The 18,000-nt window shown below is 52.8% G+C and carries 13 protein-coding genes and 1 pseudogene; 5 read left to right on the top strand and 9 right to left on the bottom strand.

Going from position 1 to position 18,000, the window contains the following annotated elements:
* Positions 1 to 183: 183 nt before the first annotated feature.
* From KO503_RS00565 to dctP, 4 genes are read right to left on the bottom strand one after another with little or no spacing between them, the layout of a single operon-like run.
* Positions 184 to 1,425 (bottom strand): AGE family epimerase/isomerase, encoded by a 1,242-nt coding sequence (locus tag KO503_RS00565; protein WP_215989659.1) that lies wholly within the window; start codon positions 1,423 to 1,425, stop codon positions 184 to 186.
* Positions 1,422 to 3,188: a DUF2264 domain-containing protein gene (locus KO503_RS00560; RefSeq protein WP_215989658.1), complete on the bottom strand. Its 1,767-nt coding sequence runs from the start codon at positions 3,186 to 3,188 to the stop codon at positions 1,422 to 1,424. The genes KO503_RS00565 and KO503_RS00560 overlap by 4 nt, the downstream gene beginning before the upstream one ends.
* A 10-nt stretch (positions 3,189 to 3,198) precedes the next feature.
* Positions 3,199 to 5,154, bottom strand: coding sequence for a TRAP transporter large permease (locus KO503_RS00555; RefSeq protein ID WP_215989657.1), 1,956 nt, complete (start codon positions 5,152 to 5,154; stop codon positions 3,199 to 3,201).
* A gap of 56 nt (positions 5,155 to 5,210) precedes the next feature.
* Positions 5,211 to 6,200 (bottom strand): TRAP transporter substrate-binding protein DctP, encoded by a 990-nt coding sequence (dctP, locus tag KO503_RS00550; protein ID WP_215989656.1) that lies wholly within the window; start codon positions 6,198 to 6,200, stop codon positions 5,211 to 5,213.
* A 210-nt stretch (positions 6,201 to 6,410) separates the two neighbouring features.
* Between dctP and KO503_RS00545 the strand changes: the two genes are divergently transcribed.
* Together KO503_RS00545 and KO503_RS00540 are read left to right on the top strand one after the other, a co-directional pair.
* Positions 6,411 to 7,601: a glycoside hydrolase family 88 protein gene (locus KO503_RS00545; RefSeq protein WP_215989655.1), complete on the top strand. Its 1,191-nt coding sequence runs from the start codon at positions 6,411 to 6,413 to the stop codon at positions 7,599 to 7,601.
* A gap of 110 nt (positions 7,602 to 7,711) precedes the next feature.
* A complete protein-coding gene (locus tag KO503_RS00540; RefSeq protein ID WP_215989654.1) occupies positions 7,712 to 8,731 on the top strand; it encodes a LacI family DNA-binding transcriptional regulator in 1,020 nt (339 codons plus the stop codon).
* A 4-nt stretch (positions 8,732 to 8,735) separates the two neighbouring features.
* Here the strand turns inward: KO503_RS00540 and KO503_RS17695 are convergent.
* Positions 8,736 to 8,933 (bottom strand): annotated as a pseudogene (locus KO503_RS17695) (integrase catalytic domain-containing protein); the annotation flags it as partial.
* 233 nt (positions 8,934 to 9,166) lie between these two features.
* Here KO503_RS17695 and KO503_RS17970 point away from each other — a divergent pair.
* On the top strand, positions 9,167 to 10,258 hold the full coding sequence (locus KO503_RS17970; RefSeq protein ID WP_215989653.1) for a LuxR C-terminal-related transcriptional regulator: 1,092 nt from the start codon (positions 9,167 to 9,169) through the stop codon (positions 10,256 to 10,258).
* Positions 10,259 to 10,429: 171 nt separating this feature from the next.
* Here KO503_RS17970 and KO503_RS17965 read toward each other — a convergent pair whose 3' ends face one another.
* The 4 genes from KO503_RS17965 to KO503_RS00520 all read right to left on the bottom strand — a co-directional run bounded on the left by KO503_RS17965 (position 10,430) and on the right by KO503_RS00520 (position 15,083).
* Complete coding sequence (locus KO503_RS17965; protein WP_354667569.1) at positions 10,430 to 10,645, bottom strand: transposase; 216 nt, start codon at positions 10,643 to 10,645, stop codon at positions 10,430 to 10,432.
* Positions 10,646 to 10,804: 159 nt separating this feature from the next.
* Positions 10,805 to 12,928 (bottom strand): TonB-dependent siderophore receptor, encoded by a 2,124-nt coding sequence (locus tag KO503_RS00530; protein WP_215989652.1) that lies wholly within the window; start codon positions 12,926 to 12,928, stop codon positions 10,805 to 10,807.
* 104 nt (positions 12,929 to 13,032) lie between these two features.
* A complete protein-coding gene (locus KO503_RS00525) occupies positions 13,033 to 13,380 on the bottom strand; it encodes a hypothetical protein (protein WP_215989651.1) in 348 nt (115 codons plus the stop codon).
* A gap of 713 nt (positions 13,381 to 14,093) precedes the next feature.
* The gene (locus KO503_RS00520; RefSeq protein WP_215989650.1) at positions 14,094 to 15,083 is read right to left on the bottom strand and encodes a LacI family DNA-binding transcriptional regulator; all 990 of its coding nucleotides are present in this window, start codon (positions 15,081 to 15,083) and stop codon (positions 14,094 to 14,096) included.
* Between the two features lie 258 nt (positions 15,084 to 15,341).
* Between KO503_RS00520 and KO503_RS00515 the strand changes: the two genes are divergently transcribed.
* Both KO503_RS00515 and KO503_RS00510 read left to right on the top strand, forming a co-directional pair.
* Positions 15,342 to 17,519, top strand: coding sequence for a DUF1989 domain-containing protein (locus KO503_RS00515; protein WP_252730874.1), 2,178 nt, complete (start codon positions 15,342 to 15,344; stop codon positions 17,517 to 17,519).
* Between the two features lie 24 nt (positions 17,520 to 17,543).
* Complete coding sequence (locus KO503_RS00510; protein ID WP_215989648.1) at positions 17,544 to 17,990, top strand: glycine betaine ABC transporter substrate-binding protein; 447 nt, start codon at positions 17,544 to 17,546, stop codon at positions 17,988 to 17,990.
* Positions 17,991 to 18,000: the final 10 nt, after the last annotated feature.

Raw genomic sequence — 18,000 nt, 5'->3', positions numbered from 1 at the left:
GCGGTCGTAATGAGTGTAAACAAGACGAATTTCGCCATCGGCAAACATCCCTTCAGCCAAAAAATTATCACGCAAAGCTTGGGTGTCCATACCTTTGGCGTGAGCGGGGTGAATGGCGTGGCGGGTTTCGACGTTAAGGGTCATTTTAAGTTCCTCTTTAAACATGAGCAGCCGTCGAGCGGCTTACCGTTGTGATGTGGATATGCGTGAAAGGGCGGGCACAGGCGGGAAAAGGCCCGCTTGGATCGAATGATAGATGTCTGGTTTGCCAAGGAACTGACGCGACACAGGGCGACCATCATCCCCCAACTCAGGGAACCAACCGCCCCGTTCATAATCAATCAGATAACGGTCGGCAAACGCCCAAAGCGCGCGGTAATGCGTTTCATTTTCCGCATTCGGAGCATATTTTTGCAGCGCCGCAAGCGCGCCGATGGCTTCTGTCACAGGCCACCAATATCTGTCGGCCACAGAAACCTTACCGTCTTTGAGTGTGTAAACAAGACCGCCATCTGGGCGGATCGCATCGCTCAGCGCTTGGTGGATCACACGGTTGGCCTGTGCTGGAATTCCGTCATCTGCACGCCCCGTCAAATCCCAATATTGCAACAACAACCGGCCAAGTTCGACACTATGCCCCGGAGTGGTCCCCGCAGGACGGAACATTGGGTTGCCCGCGTAAGCAGTGTCCACCTGCCAATCTTGGGTGAAGTGTTCTGGCAAACGCCATCCGTGCGCAGGAGCAAGCTCATCAAAGAAGAACCGCAAAATCCGACCCGCGCGATCCAAATAAGCACTATCGCCTGTGGCCTCAAACGCAGCAAGATGCGCCTCGACGTTGTGCATATTGGCGTTCAGGCCCCGATAAGTGGAAAATGGCGTCCAATCTGCGCGGAACTCATCTGCGAAACGGCCGTGGGTCTCTTCCCAAAACTTGCTTAACAAAATATCCGTCGCATCGGCGAGCAAGCGGTCAGCATCGCCATGGCCGGCATCTTTTGCTGTGGACGCGGCCAGCAATACAAATCCGTGGCCATAGGCCAGTTTCGTGTCATCGGCCACTGTACCGTCATGGTTTACAGCAGCGAAATACCCGCCGTTTTTGGTGTCTCGATGGGCGTTCCATAAAAAGGCCATCCCCGCATCGATCACATCATCGCAATCCGCATAGCCAAACTGTTTGGCCAGCGCAAAGGAATGCACCATCCGCGTTGTTGTGTGCAGCTCTTGCGGTCCGCCAAGCAAAGGGGCCCCAGCAAGATCCGGCACGTCAAATCCACCATCATCGCGCAGCATGGGGCGGAAAAAATCGAGCTGACGCTGCACATCATTGCGTAGGAACTCTTGATGAATTGGGTCGTTTATCCATTCGCCGTTGAACGCATGGTTCCCGATGCCCTGTTGTGTTTGTGTTGTCTTGGTCATTGTTTGGTCACACCTGTTGATTGATCTTGCTGCCCGAGCGAGACGTAGCAAGCAAACCAGCATACCCCAATAGGCGATAGCCCCAAAAGTTGTGGCACAGCGACTTTGGGCGTCAAAAGAGAGAGATTTGCAGCGGGTATATGAATCCGAGACTGACGTGCGCCGTTCAGATCGTAAATTTCGCCACCATCGGGACAGATCGCACGATGGCTGTCATCCCATTTTGCGACACGATGCGGCAAAGAACAGCTCCGCGCAGAGGCGAAACCACCTTCGATAAAGCGGATATCAACCGCGCTGCGTATACGGTGCAGTCGAACATGCCCCGCAGCAGTGAACCGCAACCAGCTATCGATCACCACGTCCTCAAAGGGGCGCCACCGCACCCGCAGACCATTGGCATCAACTCGAAGCGTTTGGCTGTTCTGGCGTATTTTCCAAGGCCGCCCAGCAATATCAACCGCCATCGACCCGTCCAGTGCTGCTGTTTCAAACAGCGCATCGCGCGCCTCGACACAAGGTGGAGCCGCTGTGGAATAGGTGAATTTCGAATATTTCTCGGTGCCATGACGGAACATCGGGGCATCCTGCCCCCCTGATAGAACAGTCACCTCATCGCCGCAATTGCGCAGGACAAATCGCGGGCCTTTCTGGACCTGCGGCGCGTCGAACTTGGGCAAGGGCAGTTCTTCGGCCAGCCAAAAGGGATGATCCTCAGGCATAGCCAAAACCAAAAACGCCTTCATCGCCCAATAAGGTGATCCGGGTGAATTGTAATCTTCGGCCATATGCGGGTTGGCATAACCAAACCCCACCGACAAAACACCATCACGATCTGCAATCGGTTGATTGGCCCACCAACGCAAATTACGCAGCACGATCCCCTTAAGCACGCCCCAAGGCAGCACAGGGTCAGGATCAGCCAAGGCGTAAGCGCCAAAAAATGCTGTCATCGCAAATCGGTAGGTCATGGAGCGGCCAAAAGGCAGTCCGCGCCCAGCGTCATCAAACCACTGTGCAAATTGCGGCGCAAAGGCACGTGCACGGGCCAAATGATCGCCCTTATCCGTGGCAGGGGCAAACCTGTGCAACAATAACCCATATACATGAAAGGCAAAGCCAACGTAGTGATCCACGCGGTTGCCCGCCCCGTCGCGATACCATCCATCACCGAGGTACATCTGGTTCAAGGCGGCGCGGTCTGCATCACCGCTGTCAACCTCAGGGCCATCTCCTGTTGCTCGCAGACCTGCATCAATCAGCAGGCGGAAAAACAACCAATTGTTGGGAGAAAACTGACGTTTGGTTGCGCCCATAAGATAGGCGCGCACGCGGGTTTTGGTCTCAGGAGTGAGTGGATCCCACAGGTCGGCCTTCGCTGCAAACAGCGCAAAACCGATAGCGGCCAATTCGACCAGACGTTGATCAACCTCGCCCACATCGCCCCAATATTCAGGATGATCTGGATTGGTGCCGTTGTCCAAACCTGTGCGGTAGGGTCGCCAATCCGTCGCGGTATCCCCCCCTGCACTGGCAGCAGCAATTGCCCAAAGCGGGCGTGCAAACCCTTCCAGTTCGGCCGCGCCATGATCGAAAATAGCACCTGTTGGCGACAATTGCACACGAGCGCCCCCCGTTGAGCGATAGTCCCCCAAAGGCGCCAAAAGTCGCCCCATCGCCACTATCAGATCAGCACGCGCATTAAGCGGCTGACCATGCAGCGGGTTGAACCGCAAATAGGGTGCAAGTGCAGGATCTGTCATCATTTCAGCCTTACAACCCAAAGAGGCGTGGAATGGCGAGGCTGATGGCTGGCACAAACGTGATCAGCAACAGGCCAGCGGTTTGCAAAGCAAAGATTGGCAAAAGCGGCCCTATGACTTTGGCGATAGGTTCACCGCTGATCGAACACGACACAAACAACACCGTGCCTACAGGCGGAGTCACAAGGCCAAGCGCAAGGTTGTAAATCAGGATCACACCGAAATGCACAGGATCGACGCCAAGTGCGGTGACAATGGGGTAAAAGATTGGTGTGAAAATCAACATCGCTGGCGACATATCCATGAACACGCCAACGATCAGCAAGATGACGTTGATCATTAGCAAAATCACGATCTTGTTGTCACTGACTGAGGTCATCAAAACACGGACGGTTTCAGGAATGGACGCGTAGGTCATTGACCAGCTCATCATCGTCGACGCCGCAATGAGGAACAAAATAGAGCCCGTCACCACAGATGTATCGCGCAAGATTTCGAGCAGGCCGCGTGGGGTCAACCCTTTATAAATCAACGCCAAAAGCAAGCTGTAAACCACGGCGATGCCCGACCCTTCGATGGCGGTAAATGCACCACCTAGAATACCGGCGATCACGATCACAACCAACAACAGACTGGGCGCTGCGCGCAAGAACAATCCAAAGGCTTCAGACCGTGTAGGGCGCGTGCTTTCAGCCTCGTAACCATTCTTTTTGGCGTACCAATAGGCAACAAGCATCACAGACAGACCCATAATCAATCCGGGCAAATACCCTGCCATGAACAGCGCAATAATCGACGCACTGCCGCCCGTGATCAGAGAGTAAACGATCAACGCACCAGATGGCGGGATCAACATGCCTGACGGCGCAGACGCGGCATTCACAGCCGTGGTCATCGCCATGTTATAGCCCTTTTCGCGGGCGACGGGATTGATGATGCCCCCAATCGCCGTGGCCGATGCAATGCCAGACCCTGACAGCGTGCCGAACAGCATATTGGCCAAGACATTTGTTTGCCACAGGCTGCCTGGAATGCGCCCACCAATCAGCATCGCAAAGTCAATCAACCGGCGCGCAAGGCCTGTTGCGTTCATAATATTGCCCGCAAGAATGAAAAACGGCAGCGCCAGAAAGCCGAAGCTATCCAACCCGTTGAACATCGTCTCCCCCACAGTGGGCATCATGATCTCGAGGTCAATTTGCAAACCGAGCGTCAAAACACCAGCAAAGGCCAAGCCGATGGCAATGGGGCTACCGATGACAAGAAACACTGCAAATGTCGTGAACAGCACAATCGTAGACGTCAATTCTAAGGCATTGCGGACATTGCCGGCCATCCAATCGGATTGCCACAGCGTCACAAGACCAGCACCAAGCAAAAACACGATGCCGCTGGCGACCAACAGATTAAGGACTGTCGTGCCAGTTCGGAATGTGGGGGCTTGCGGGTCCACAGGCAGCAGATCCATCAACCGCAGAATCCGTATAATTTCAGCACAGATGATCATGATGCCACAGAGTATCAAAACCGATTGCAACCAGCCCATCGGAATTTGCGTCATCGGGGTACGCATACGGCTGTTGGCCATAAAGCTGATCGACCCGCCCCACACCAAAATGGCACCAAATATTAAGGACAACTCAGCATTGATAAGTTTCAAAACACGCTGGGGGCGCGGTGGAAGAATATCAATCAGCAAAGGCAGGCTCATGTGCCGCGCGTTCAAAAAACAATATCCCGCCGCGATCATGCCGAGCCAGATAAGGGAAAATCGTAGGAATTCTTCTGAGTAAACGCTGGGCGTGGATAGGATGTAGCGCGACACCACTTGCCACGTGATGGCAACAACCATCAGGGCCAAAAGTATGGCGAGAAACAAGCCGATCGTACGCTCTATGAGCCGACCCCATTTGATAACGGTTGGCGTGCGCAAAGCCGCCGATGCTGTCAATGTCTCGTCCGCCATGTCGGCCCCTCCCAAGGAAACAACCCCGCCAATAGATCATCAGCGGGGTAAGGTGTTTAGAAGTCGCGGTTTTCGATGGCGAAAATCGCTTCGATCAAACCACGCTTTGCGTCATCTGCACGAGCATCTTCATACATCGGATGAACCGCAGCAATGAAGGGCGCTGTGTCAACTTCAACAACCTGAACGCCCATTTCATCAACGGCCTTTTGCAGGTCAGCAGCTTCGCTTGCGTCAGAAAATTCAATCGATTTCAAGCTAATTGCTTCGAATTCTTCACGCACGATCTCGAGATCGGCAGGATCAACACTATCGTTAAAACGCTTGGATGTGACCACAAAATCAGTCAGGCGTGTCTGGTTTGTCAAAAGCGCATATTTGGCAACTTCACCGAATTGCGCAACATAAAGACCGGCAAGGCCGCCCTCTGCACCATCAACAATCCCCTGCTGAAGACCTGCATATAGCTCGCCAAATGGCAAAGGCGTTGGAACAGCACCGAACAAAGACAGCATTTCCATGTAGGTCGGGCTCGCAATGGCGCGCAGTTTCATGCCTTGGATGTCTTCAAAGCTTTCCACCGGTGAGGTGGTGTAGATCGAGCGGAATCCAGAAGAAATAAAGCCGAGCGGCACAACATTGTGCTCTGCGGTTGCGTCAAACAACGCGCTTTGTACTTCTGGGGCCGTCATCACTTGTGCGTATTCTTCAGATGAGCGGAAAACATACGGCAAATTCATAACGCCAACCGCAGGGGCAACGTTTTCAAGCGTACCTGAGTTCACAAGGCCCGCATCGATAACGCCGCGCTGGACTTGTTGAAAATACTGCGCTTGCTCGCCCAGCACACCATCGTTGAACATGCGGAAATCCACACGTCCCTCGGTGCGCTCTGAAACGGCGGCGGCAAATTCAGTCAACAACTGACCTGCGGTACTGACGTCAGAAACATTCGTTGCCAGTCGATATGTATCAGCCATCGCGCTGGACGACATCAGCGACACAGCAACGGCGCTGACCGTTAATAAACGTGAAAAAGTATTCATGATATTTCCTCCAAAAACGGCGCCGCCACGAAACTTTCCAAGTTTCCAGCAGCAGCCTCCCATGTCCTCTGACAAAAGTCGCACAACTCTCCAAGCCCCTGCGCCCTATCAGTACCAACCTACCTAAACATCGCCGCGACACTCGTCAAGAAACTTTCGCACTTGACGAAACATTCGACCTGCGAATATTCTGCGCAAGGAGGAAAACACATGACAGCCACGCAAAAGACATCCTACTTCTCAGATAACGCCGAAGGGCGACCAGACGGGAAACCAGAATATCACGCCGCCCTTTCGCGGTGCGTTCAACGTTTGCGCGACGTCTTGCCTGTGGCAGGTCTGCGCAACCCCAAAATCGGACGCAATGACAACAGCTGGGCGTGGTGTGACGGGCCAGACTGGGTCATGGGGTTTCTCTCGGGGGAATTATGGCTCGCCTATCAACTGACAGGTGACACGACTTTTTCCGCTGCCGCTCAGGCACGACGCTGCGGTTTTCGCCAGATGCTTGACGATCGCAAAACCCGCGATCATGATCTAGGGTTCGTGTTTTCCCTATCTTCCGTGGCGGAATGGCAATTGACTGGCAACGAAACTGCGCGCGCCATGGGCATCGAAGCCGCCCGCGCTCTTGTTGCCCGTTTCCGCGATGATGGCCAATATATTCAAGCATGGAACCCCGTAGGTCCACACGATCGTGAGCAAGCGAAATTCGCCAACGGCCGCATGATTGCCGATACAATTCAAAACCTTGCCCTGCTGCATTGGGCGCACCGCGAAACAGGTGTCACTGATTTTCGTGAGGTCGCAGATCTGCACGAAGCGACCTCCTTGCGCCATCTTGTGCGCGATGACGACACGACATTCCACACCTTTATCTTTGACCCTGCCACGGGGGAACCCTTACGCGGAGAAACGCACCAAGGCTACGCAGATGCGTCCTGCTGGGCCCGCGGGCAAGCTTGGCTCATTCATGGATTTGCCAATAACTACCGTGTGACAGGCAATCCTGCATCACTTTATGCGGCTATCAGGCTTGCAAGTAAGTTCGAAAAACTTCTGGGCGATACCGCCGTCCCCGTTTGGGATTTTGCCCTGCCCGCAGACGGATCACACCCTGTAGACAGTTCTGCTGCGGCCGTGACAGCGGCTGGCGTGCTTATGCTTGCGGAACTTGTGCCAACCCAAGAGGCTGCACGATGGACGGCATTCGGGTATCGCTTGCTGGATGGGTTGCTCGAGACGTGCGACATCACAGCCGTTGCAGATGCACAGGGCTTTCTCGCGCATGGCGCAGGACATGTGCCCGCTGGTCGCAGTGACGCAATGCTGCCCTATGGGGATTATTACTTCATGGAAGCACTCATGCGAGCACAAGGCCACACTGCATTCTTTTGGTAGCACAATTCTTTTGGTAACATATCAACGAAAGTTTCGTTTGCATCCCAATGTGCGCACCTGATACCAAAACGGGACTTGCACAACAGCTGCGCACAAGGAACTTTATCGCCGTGACTACGCCCCGCAAATCTGGCCCCACCCTGAAAGACATCGCACAGGCTGCGGGCGTCTCGGTTGCTGCGGTATCAAAAGTTTTGAACAACCGCGAAGGTGTGGGCGAAACGACACGGATGCGAATCCTGAAAACCATCGACGACCTTGGGTATAATGGCCGCGCAGGACGCGAAACAAGCGTCGGCACGGCGACCCTGCTGACACTTGAAAAATACGTCGAGAACGATGCTTTTTATGGTGAAATTCTGGAAGCCATAACAACGACCAGTGGGTCCGCAGGCATCGAAATCGGTCTTAAGGTTCATCGCAACACAGATGACATCGCACTGGCCATTCAAAATGAAAGTGTGAACGGCCCTCTTTTGCTTTTGGGGATAGATCACCCTGACATCGTGGATGCGGTCATCGCGCGCGCCCTGCCCGCAGTGATCGTCAACGGCATGGACCGCACCATGCGCCTGACCAGCGTTTCACCAGATTATCACTTCGGTGCTTGGGTCGCGACGCAGCATCTTTTGACACTTGGGCATCGGAACATATTGCATGTCACGCACCCTTACCGAGAAACAATTCGACGTAGAATTGACGGATTTCGGAATGCCATAGAAGAAGTCGGCATTCACTTTTCCCCCCAGCAGCACATTATTGATCTCGGTTCACCTGAGAACATTTCGTTAGCCGCGCGTGACATTGTGCTTGAGAGACTAAAACAAGGTGATTTGCCAACCGCGTTGTTCTGCATGAATGACATGGTGGCTTTGGGCGCCATACAAGCCGTTCAAAGTATGGGGTTATCTGTCCCTGATGACATTTCAGTTATCGGCTTTGATGGTCTGCCACTTGGTCGTTATGCAACGCCAGCACTCACCTCCGTACAGACCAATCGCGCCTCGTTGGGAAGTATAGGCGTAGCGCTCTTGGTGGAGCGCATGACGCAAACATCTGCCGCAGTGCAACGGGTTACAACAGGCGGCGACCTTCTTATCCGCCGCTCCACAACAACCTGCCGCCCTTAATGGCTTGGCCGCAACGAGACGCAGGCAGCGCCAGTTCAATCGTCTTTGTCACCCCTTCAGCCCGCATGCTTGTGCAAAGCTTCTATGCCATGATGTAACAGCGGTAATCGTTCAAGATCGTGCTAGGATAATACCTGTCCCAACCGATAATCTTGAAGTAAGTGAAGTCTACCGGCCACATCTCGTTGATAGCTGTCGCTTTCGATTCCGCTCTGTAACTAAAACTTGATTTTTGACAAGAATCGGGCATTTTAATATCACTTAACAAGTTTCATCGGTCCAGTTTCACAGCATCCCCGACGATCCACTGTCGGACGGATTAATCGATCGGCGACAAGATTTGGCCTTGGTTTCGAAACGGCCTTCCTATCGAAACAAGGCGATCTCCAGAGCCCGCGTTCAGCCAGAAACCGCGCAACAGAGTAGATTCTTCTAGTGCCTGAAGCCCTATCGCATCACGACATTTACGAAGCAGCTCTGGATGACGAGTTGTTCAACACTCTGCCCAATCGACTGGCGCGCGAAATCGACGTGCCTTCGACGATATTCATATGGCTCCATCCGGGGGATTACCGCGAAATCGCAGCCGGAACTCAGGCGGAAGCCAATCTCGATTACAATTCATTTGAAGGGCATGATCCCTGGTTAGCGCATGGCACGGATGACAAGATCGGAATGGGCGCGTTTCGACTGTCGAACTATGTATCCCCGCAAGAACTCGAAAAAAGCGAGATGTATAGCGAGTTCATTAAGAAGAACCGGCTTGATCGGTATTGGTGCCTCGGCCTAATGCAAAGCACGCGCGACGGTCGGGTCGCGACGGCCTTTCACAAAGGCAAGACTGCCGGTGATTTCACGGATACCGAAATCGGCTTGATAAATCGCCATGTCGAAGATCTGGGACGGCTCCATGAGATCCGGCGCGAATTGCACCGCGCCAGCATCCGTAAAATCGCAGCAGTGGATCGCAGCTTACTTGATGATGCACCGATCTTCGAACTTGATCAGCAGGGGCGCCTTCTTCAGATGAATGGGAAAGCTGAACGTCTATTTAAGCTGCATCCGCTTCTTGCCATCGATTCCAAGCGCACGCTCAGGGTTCGAGGCACCGGAAAAAACGCCTTTCACTTTGCCGCAGCAAAAGCCACGGGGGTCAGCAAAAGCGAGGGCAGCGCGATGGACCTTGCTCAAACCCGCGCAACTGACGGGCGCATCATACCGAAACTGCGGCTCAATTTCCTGCCAAGGACCGAGGGCGGGCGTAAGGTGCTGGTTATTGCAACGACCGAATGCGCCGATGGAATGCAGAATTTTTTTGACTCTCCGCAAGAAAAAATACTGCTTACGCCTCGTGAGCGCGATGTCCTACATGGCTTTATCCGAGGTCTCAAACGCGATCAGTTGAGCCACGACCTCAATCTCGCGATGCCGACGATTGATTTGCACAGTGCGAACCTAAGAAGAAAGCTGGGAGCGCGAACCATCGCAGAGGCAGTTGCCATCGCCTTAAAGCACGGCCTAGTCTAATCGACCCCCAAAGGGCGCAGGGTCGCGCCGTTAAAGGCGATAATTGTGCTCGACACTGCGAGCCGTGACGCAATGCTCTTTCATACGGCTGATGTCCTCAATCTCTTTTGAGATCTTATCTATCCGATCATCCGCCCACATCCAGTCTCCATAAAGACCAATCGAAATGCGTCATATCTGAGGTGATATTTCATCTTTGCGTTCCTCGGTGGCGCGTGGCGACTTTGCAAACTGCGACTTCCACATGTACAGCGGTTTGGTGCTTATCCCGATCTGCTCTGCCACCTCGCTGACCGCGTAACTGTCACTGCACGAAAACGAAACGCTGCGTTGCAGCTTTTCTAAAGTTGCCGCTCGACACCTAACGCAGCAAATTTGACGGCCCAAGATCGGCTGGGCTGACCTAGGGCTATTCCCTGCACGTGCATGATCCTCAGAAACGCCTGAACAGAATCAGAAATATAAAGCAAAGATGATGCAATTTACGATATCATACCCTGTGAAAAGGGTAGTCTTGCGGCGCATAAAACCGCAAGACTGCCTTTCTCAGAACGTTTTGCTTATACTTAAAAAAAACTGTCGTTCGGCACCGGCTGCTACTCGACCGCCGAGGTAACCGTACAAAGGCAAATCGTATTCCGTGTCCATCAAATTCTTGATCGCCAAGGCATAGGTTGTTCCAGCCTGCGTATAGCTTGCAGAGGCATTGACAACGGCATAGCCCGCCGTTTCATAGGCGTTTTCTTGATCTATATAAGATGACGATGCGGCGTGTAGCCCTGCGCCAACGCGCCAGCCATTACCATTCATCTCACGCATATCGTAATCCACCCACAGGCCCCCAGAATGGCTTGGCACCCCTGGCAACTTCGATCCGGCAGTGGCCCCGTTTGGAATATCCTCCATCAATTCCGCGTCGGTATACGCGTAGTTGGCAATCACTTTCCACGGGCCGCCAGACTGCCAGACTGCATCCAATTCGATCCCTTGCGAGCGCTGCACACCTTCTGTCAAGCTTGTGAGCATCCATGGATCATCTGGGTCAGTCACGGGGACATTTTCGCGTTCAATTCTATAGGCTGCGAGACTTCCGGTTAACGTGCCTGTGTCGAATTTCACACCGATCTCGGCCTGTCTGGAATATTCTGGTTTCGGCGTATCGGAATAGAAACGAAAGGCGTTGGCCTTCATCCCCTCGCTGTAGCTGGCAAAAATCGAAACGGAATCCGTTACATCATAGACCGCACCAAGGCGCGGCAAAAGTCGTGTGTCTTGTAATATGTCTTTGCGGCCGTAACCTTCGGAGTCATAAATCGTTTCCAGATATGCCAAACGCACGCCGCCAAGAAGATGCAAGTCACCGATTGTAGTTTGCAACTGAGCAAAGACACCGGCTGTCGTATAGGTGCCATTGCCTTCCCCCATCGCCAAAGTGGATGGCATGGTCCAATCGGGCCATGTATTTGGATTGACCAAATCCATAGAGCCTGCGTAATCCATGTACATCAAGGAATAATCTTCGATGCGTGAATAATCCGCCCCGAACAGAACAGTGTGATCCCAAAGCCCCGTGGTGAAATGCCCCTCAAAGGACGTATTAAAACTGTATTCCGTCTGGTCAGACGGGACATAGGAATTATAGAGGTTCCATGAAGACGCCCCCGCATCTGGCGTGTTCGAAAATATGATCTGTGTGATCTGTTCGATGGTGTTTTCGCCATAACGAAATTGGGTTTTATTGGACCAGTTTTCGTTAAAGTCATGCTCCAACGAAACAGTCAACTTACGTGTCTCGGTCGCACTGTCTGGGATGTCAGAATCTCCGATATAGAGGTCACGCGCGATATCAAAATCGCCAATCACCGTGCCTGTTGCGGGAAGGCCTTGGTATTCTTGCTGCTGCCATTTGGACGCGTAGCCTTGGACAGTCACCCGTGTGTCTGTACCGTGACCAAAGGTCAAAGACGGGCTGATGGAATAGCGTTCGGTTTCAAGCACATCCACGTCAGAAGCAGATTTTACATAGCTGCCGTTTATACGAAACAGGACTGTATCGGAGAGTTGGCGGTTGATATCGAACGATGGCTCGACAAAGGCATTGCTGCCATAGGTCAAACCAAGAGTTGTGAAGTTATCCGCCACCGGTTTCTTGGATACGACATTAACCACACCACCCAAAGGCGTCCCGACGCCGCCACCATAGAGGATGGCATTCGGACCCTTCAGAACCTCAATCCGTTCAACACCAGCCATAGCATTGGCGTCACCTGTATTGATGTAGCTGGTGATCCCATCACGATAGAATTCTGCCGGAAATCCGCGCAGGATCGTACTTTCGAAGGCCGGGGTCTGCAGAGCAATATTGCCTTGTGCGCCGCTGACATTGTTCAGCGCTTCCGCCATTGTGGTCACAGCTTGATCTTGCATCACCTCTGGGGAAATCACCTGAACCGATTGCGGTGTCTCGTTGAGAGGGGTCGCTGTGCGCGTGGCGCTGGTCACGGTATCAGCGCGATAGCCATCAATTATCGCGCCGTTCGAGAGCCCCTCAACAGTGATTTCCTCTAAAAAAAATGTGTCCGAGGACGCGGCATCCTGCGCCAAAGAGGGTGTGCCCCATAGGGCTGTGCTGGCGAGCAAAAGCCCGACCAATTTGGTTTGAGTGGTCATGATAACTCCGGGTATTAAAAGACAGGCGGCTCGGCCCGAAGGCGGATCACACGCGTCGCAAAACAGAGGTAAAGCCACTCATCTCCTGAGCGGCCGAAAACTATTTAGCTCAATACCGGAGGGGCACGCACAATGCGCGAATAGTCGCAAGCCAGCGTGTTTTTATGTATATCCGAGGATAACCACCAGATGGCTTTGGCACTCATCCGCCACCCAGATCCAATGAGGACCGACGTATCGACAGAGGGAACGAGATGACAGAATGGGCAATGATGCTCCTGCCCTGCGACCTCGCCGCAAATATCTTGTGCGGTAAATCCCAAAACAGATAATTCGATGCGAGACACGTCCGAAGGATCTGGCGCGATCATTGACGCGGACGCAACACTTCCGATCACCAGCACCAGCATGGCGAACAGGGTTATCAGGTAATGTTTTGCATCGTTCAGCATCGATGCTTCTCATACAATGCCCTGATAGACCGCACTATGCGATTTTAAATACAGTCCGATCTTTTTCTGAGAGCTGTGTTCATTTGCATCACATGGGATGTAACTGCGCAAGACCCAGCCGGGCAGTCATCATCAATTCTAGATCGAACGAAGGCTTGCCAGTGCAGCTGTAAAACTCAGTCAGATGCGCCCGCACGCGGGACAGGTCGACAACACAATCAATCGCTCGCCACATATGACCCTTGGAGCGAGATCCTTTATCTAAAAATCGAAGACAAGAGCAGACTGTGCTTCCTGACGTGGCCCCATCATCGCATTCAATCTCCAAGACCAATGCAGATATTGAAAGGCCTAAATCAATAGGATTTCTTCAACAAAATAGATACAAAGCGGTCCCACGCTTGGTGACCAACTGGCGGACCAGCACATATAGATCAAGCAAAAAGTGTGAATGCGCCGCGATTGCGAAAGCTTCGCGCCAGAACCTCGTAAGTGGCCAATCGATCCCGACCAGAGCCAAATCCTCATGCGGCATCAGGTACCAAGGTCGACAATGTGCAGCAAGTAACCCCTTGCATGCCCCAATCTTCACCCAAAACAAAAGACGCGAGCGGCCGGTGATGGACACTCTTTGCTCCCTGCACGCACAATCCCTATCTATCGCTTCCGATCCTCTCTCAGGAGAAACACAACTGACGGCCCCGATATGGCACTTAGGTGGATTCTCTGGCGATCAAAGACGTATCGATAAGAAATGGTTCAGGCTCACTTTGATGTTCAACCCAATTGGCAACCGCCTCAGCGGTTCGCGCGCCCATTTCTGCGGCAGGTAAGTGGATCGTCGAAATGGATGGAAAAGCGCTAGCTGATGACGGTAGATCGTCGACACCCATCAAGGCCATCTGATGCGGTATTTGCACGTTGCGACGTTGAAGTCCGAATAAGGCGCCAAGAGCGAGTACGTCAGAGAGGCACAGGATTGCTGTGACGTGCGGGGACGTTTCGAATAATGCATTAATCGCCATACCGGCCCCTTCCAGCGTAATATCGGTTTCAAAGCTATGAAGCACTCCCTGCCCGTGCAGCCCTGACAAGCGCGCGCGCATGCGGTCATGGTGATCCGTTGGTCCATGAAAGACCGCTATGTGCTGGTGGCCTTTCCCAATCAGAAATTCCAGCGCCTTTCGAGAGGCAGCAGCATTGTCGTAACCTATGGTCGGGTAACGATAACTTGGATCATAGAATGAGGTTGCAACTGTGGGCATGCGTGTGCGGGAAATCAGTGAATCAAAATCCGGGCTATGACTAATGCCCGAAACGATTAATGCTTCTGCTCCAATGTTGACCAGTCGTTGCGCCTTTTGCGCCTCGATATCTGGGTCGCTATCTGTTGTCGCAACCACAAGAGATAACCCGTATTCACCTAGTTTGGTCTCAAGTGCTCCTAAAAATTTCGAAAAAATCGCGTTGTCCAACGTTGGAACTAACGCACCGATGACATGGGAGCGACCGGAGTTGATAGAGCGCGCCGCGGCACTGGGCACAAAGTGTAAGGCTTCAATAGCTGCCTGCACCGTTTCACGAGTCGAAACGGTCACAAGTTCTGGCGTATTGAGAACGCGGGAGACTGTGGCCACCGAGACGCCTGCTGCTTTAGCAACATCGCGCAAGTTGGCTCTCTTTTTGATGCTTTTTTCAGCCATTTTGTATTTTGCCTCCGAATTTTAGAAAAACTCAAAAATGATATTGACGCATGAAACTAGTATCATCAACAATGTAACTAGTTTCACAAGGTCTGAAAGATTCAAGTCATGTACGGATATCAACTTATTCAAGCTTGCGACAACAGGGGGTTGATCTCCCCGCAGAGATCTTTTCCCGGCTTCACAAAAGATCACTCTGCAAACATCCATGAGGTTGTTCCGCGCGAAGTGATACATGTTGATATGAAGGCAGGGGACTTGCTCAGTATCCCAGATATGTATCATGGCGGCAGTCTTCATATTATTGCTTTTGATCCGAACGGGCGAAGCGCTCTGCACGAGTTAAGTCTTCAACCGACAAAAAATCTTGATCGCGAGCTGATTGATTCCGAGCCGCTCGACGGCTGGATTTGCGCCCACGGAGGAGATCCGGCAAAGGACATTCCGAGTGCAGTTTTGCATGATATAGCAGAGCAAATTGTCCTCAAGCCTCGGGTAGATGTTGCGGTTTGGATTGCGCACCCGATTGAGAGCGCCATCCTGACTTCTGGAACAAACTGTGGTGCAATTACTGTCACACATCAACCTGCAAACCCAAGTCGTGTCACATTGCCGCCGGAACTTGGTGACGTCCGTGAAGAATTTACAATTTCACGCGGAACAGGCGTGGCATACGAAGTTAAAAAGGGTGAGTACTTCCAGATCATCGACGTAGAAGGTCAGCAATGCTCTGATTTTATGGCGTTTCGTACCGACGGCCTTGATCGTGGCGAAGAGTTGATGATTGATAGCACTGCGTCACGGTCGATGTCTCGGCGGGCCATGCCAACTCCGGGTTTGTTTGACAAGTTTTTCGATCAAGAGGTGCGTCCACTTCTCAATGTGATGCAAGATACATGCGGACGCCATGATACATTTGGCCTTGCTTGCACAGCGCGAGTGTATGAAGAGCGCGGTTTTCCAGGTCATGTGAACTGTTCCGATAATATTTCTAATGCGCTTGATCCATATGGCGTGAAACGACGGTCCGCTTGGCCCGCTATCAATTTTTTCTGGAACACGTGGATCGAACAGAACTCACAGCACTATATGACCGAAGAAAGCTATTCGCGCGCAGGCGATTATGTTGCGATGCGTGCGATGGATAATCTGGTGTGCGCATCGACTGCTTGTCCCGACGAGATCGATCCCGTGAACGGGTGGAACCCCACAGACATTCATGTCCGCATCTATCGGCCAGACACGCCGATCCGACATGCTGTTGCTTACCGACAAAAGGAAGACTCGCCTATGGCAATCAGCCAAAACTCAGCGTTCCATGAACGACTGGCGCCTTTAACCAACCATTTTGCACCTGCACGCGACCTTTGGGCGCCTGTAAGTTTTCCATCTACCGGCGTGTTGGGAGAGTATTGGGCGTGCCGGACATCCGTTGTCGTTCAGGATATGAGTGGTTTGCGCAAGTATGATATTGTCGGACCAGATGCGGAACGATTGTTGCAACTCGCAACAACGCGCAATGTCGCCAAACTCGCAGAGTGGCGCGGATCCTACACGCTTATGTGCGACGAAACAGGCGCTGTGATTGACGATGGCACTTTGTTCCGACTGGGAGAGCATCTTTTCCGCTGGTGTTGCGGGACCGAAGAAAGTGGCCGTGTCCTGACAGAGCTAGCCCAGAAACACAATCTGCAAGTGCGTGTCCATGCAATGCAAAACGCGATGCCCAGCCTCGCGATTCAAGGGCCAAAATCCCGTGATCTGCTCAAGAAAATGGTATTCACCCAACCTCATGTTCCTGCACTGGAACAACTCAAATGGTTTGGCGCGACAGTGGCACGCGTGGGAGATCGTGAAGGGGCACCCTTTATGCTCTCGCGGTCCGGATATACGGGCGAACTCGGTTACGAAATCTTTTGTGCCAAAGCTGACGCTTTGAAAATCTGGGATGCAGTGATGGCCGCGGGCGAAGAGTTCGGCATTACTCCCATGGGGACTGCGGCGCTCGAGACTATTCGCATTGAAGCAGGTCTTGCAGCTTCGGGAGCCGAATTTGCGCCCGGAGTCGATGCGTTCGAGGCTGGACTTGGCTTCGCGGTGGATATGTCAAAGGCGACTTTCACAGGCAAAGAGGCGCTGGAACGCAATATAAAAACACCTCGTCACGCTACCAAAGGTTTGCTGCTCAACGGTGATGATGTTCCGGCTCATGGTGCACCGATCTGGGCCGGAGAACGGCAAATTGGCGTTGTTACATCTGCGACGCGATCTCCCACGCTCGAACATGCGATCGCGATTGCTAGGATAGCCGTAGAGTACGCCGAGAACGAAACGCAGTTAGAAATAGGTCAAATGGACGGGCGCATGAAGCGACTTGATGCCCGCGTTACCGATATCCCTTTCATAGATCCGCAACGTAAGCGGGCACGTGCATAATCAACCAACTCGGAGATCAAGCAAATGAAAACACTGAAAAGAATGACGTTTACACTATCCATGGCGCTTGCCGGTACTGGCGCTATGGCGCAAGAAAAAGTCATGGTCGGCGAGCCAAGCTGGCCCGGTGCGAAAATTATGGCAAGCCTTATTGGCACCGTGATTGAAACCCGCTTGGGCGTCGAAGTGGGGTACGCTCCGGGGACAAATGCCGTGATTTTTGCGTCGATGGATGGCGGTCGCGGTGACATAGATATCCACCCTGACGTCTGGTTGCCAAATCAAGCATCCTTCACAAATGAATATGTCGACACGAAAGGCACCGTGAGTCTCGGCTCTGGAAGTTACGAAGGCCGCGCGGGCATCTGTGTCCCGACATATATGGCGCAAGAGCACAACATTACATCAATCTACGACCTCGCAACGCCTGATGCACAGGCTCTGTTTGATTCCGATGGCGATGGTGTCTGACGTCAGCACC

The organism is Pacificibacter marinus (assembly GCF_018860505.1).
GTDB classification, from domain to species: Bacteria; Pseudomonadota; Alphaproteobacteria; order Rhodobacterales; family Rhodobacteraceae; genus Celeribacter; species Celeribacter marinus_B.
Note: the sequence above shows the minus strand (reverse complement) of the source record. Positions and strands in the feature narration are given on the sequence as shown.

Bases quoted from the DNA above. Each gene is read 5' to 3' on its own strand.
- KO503_RS00565 (WP_215989659.1), bottom strand. From the start codon at position 1,425: ATGACCAAGACAACACAAACACAACAGGGCATCGGGAACCATGCGTTC.
- KO503_RS00560 (WP_215989658.1), bottom strand. From the start codon at position 3,188: ATGACAGATCCTGCACTTGCACCCTATTTGCGGTTCAACCCGCTGCAT.
- KO503_RS00555 (WP_215989657.1), bottom strand. From the start codon at position 5,154: ATGGCGGACGAGACATTGACAGCATCGGCGGCTTTGCGCACGCCAACC.
- dctP (WP_215989656.1), bottom strand. From the start codon at position 6,200: ATGAATACTTTTTCACGTTTATTAACGGTCAGCGCCGTTGCTGTGTCG.
- KO503_RS00545 (WP_215989655.1), top strand. From the start codon at position 6,411: ATGACAGCCACGCAAAAGACATCCTACTTCTCAGATAACGCCGAAGGG.
- KO503_RS00530 (WP_215989652.1), bottom strand. From the start codon at position 12,928: ATGACCACTCAAACCAAATTGGTCGGGCTTTTGCTCGCCAGCACAGCC.
- KO503_RS00525 (WP_215989651.1), bottom strand. From the start codon at position 13,380: ATGCTGAACGATGCAAAACATTACCTGATAACCCTGTTCGCCATGCTG.
- KO503_RS00520 (WP_215989650.1), bottom strand. From the start codon at position 15,083: ATGGCTGAAAAAAGCATCAAAAAGAGAGCCAACTTGCGCGATGTTGCT.
- KO503_RS00510 (WP_215989648.1), top strand. From the start codon at position 17,544: ATGAAAACACTGAAAAGAATGACGTTTACACTATCCATGGCGCTTGCC.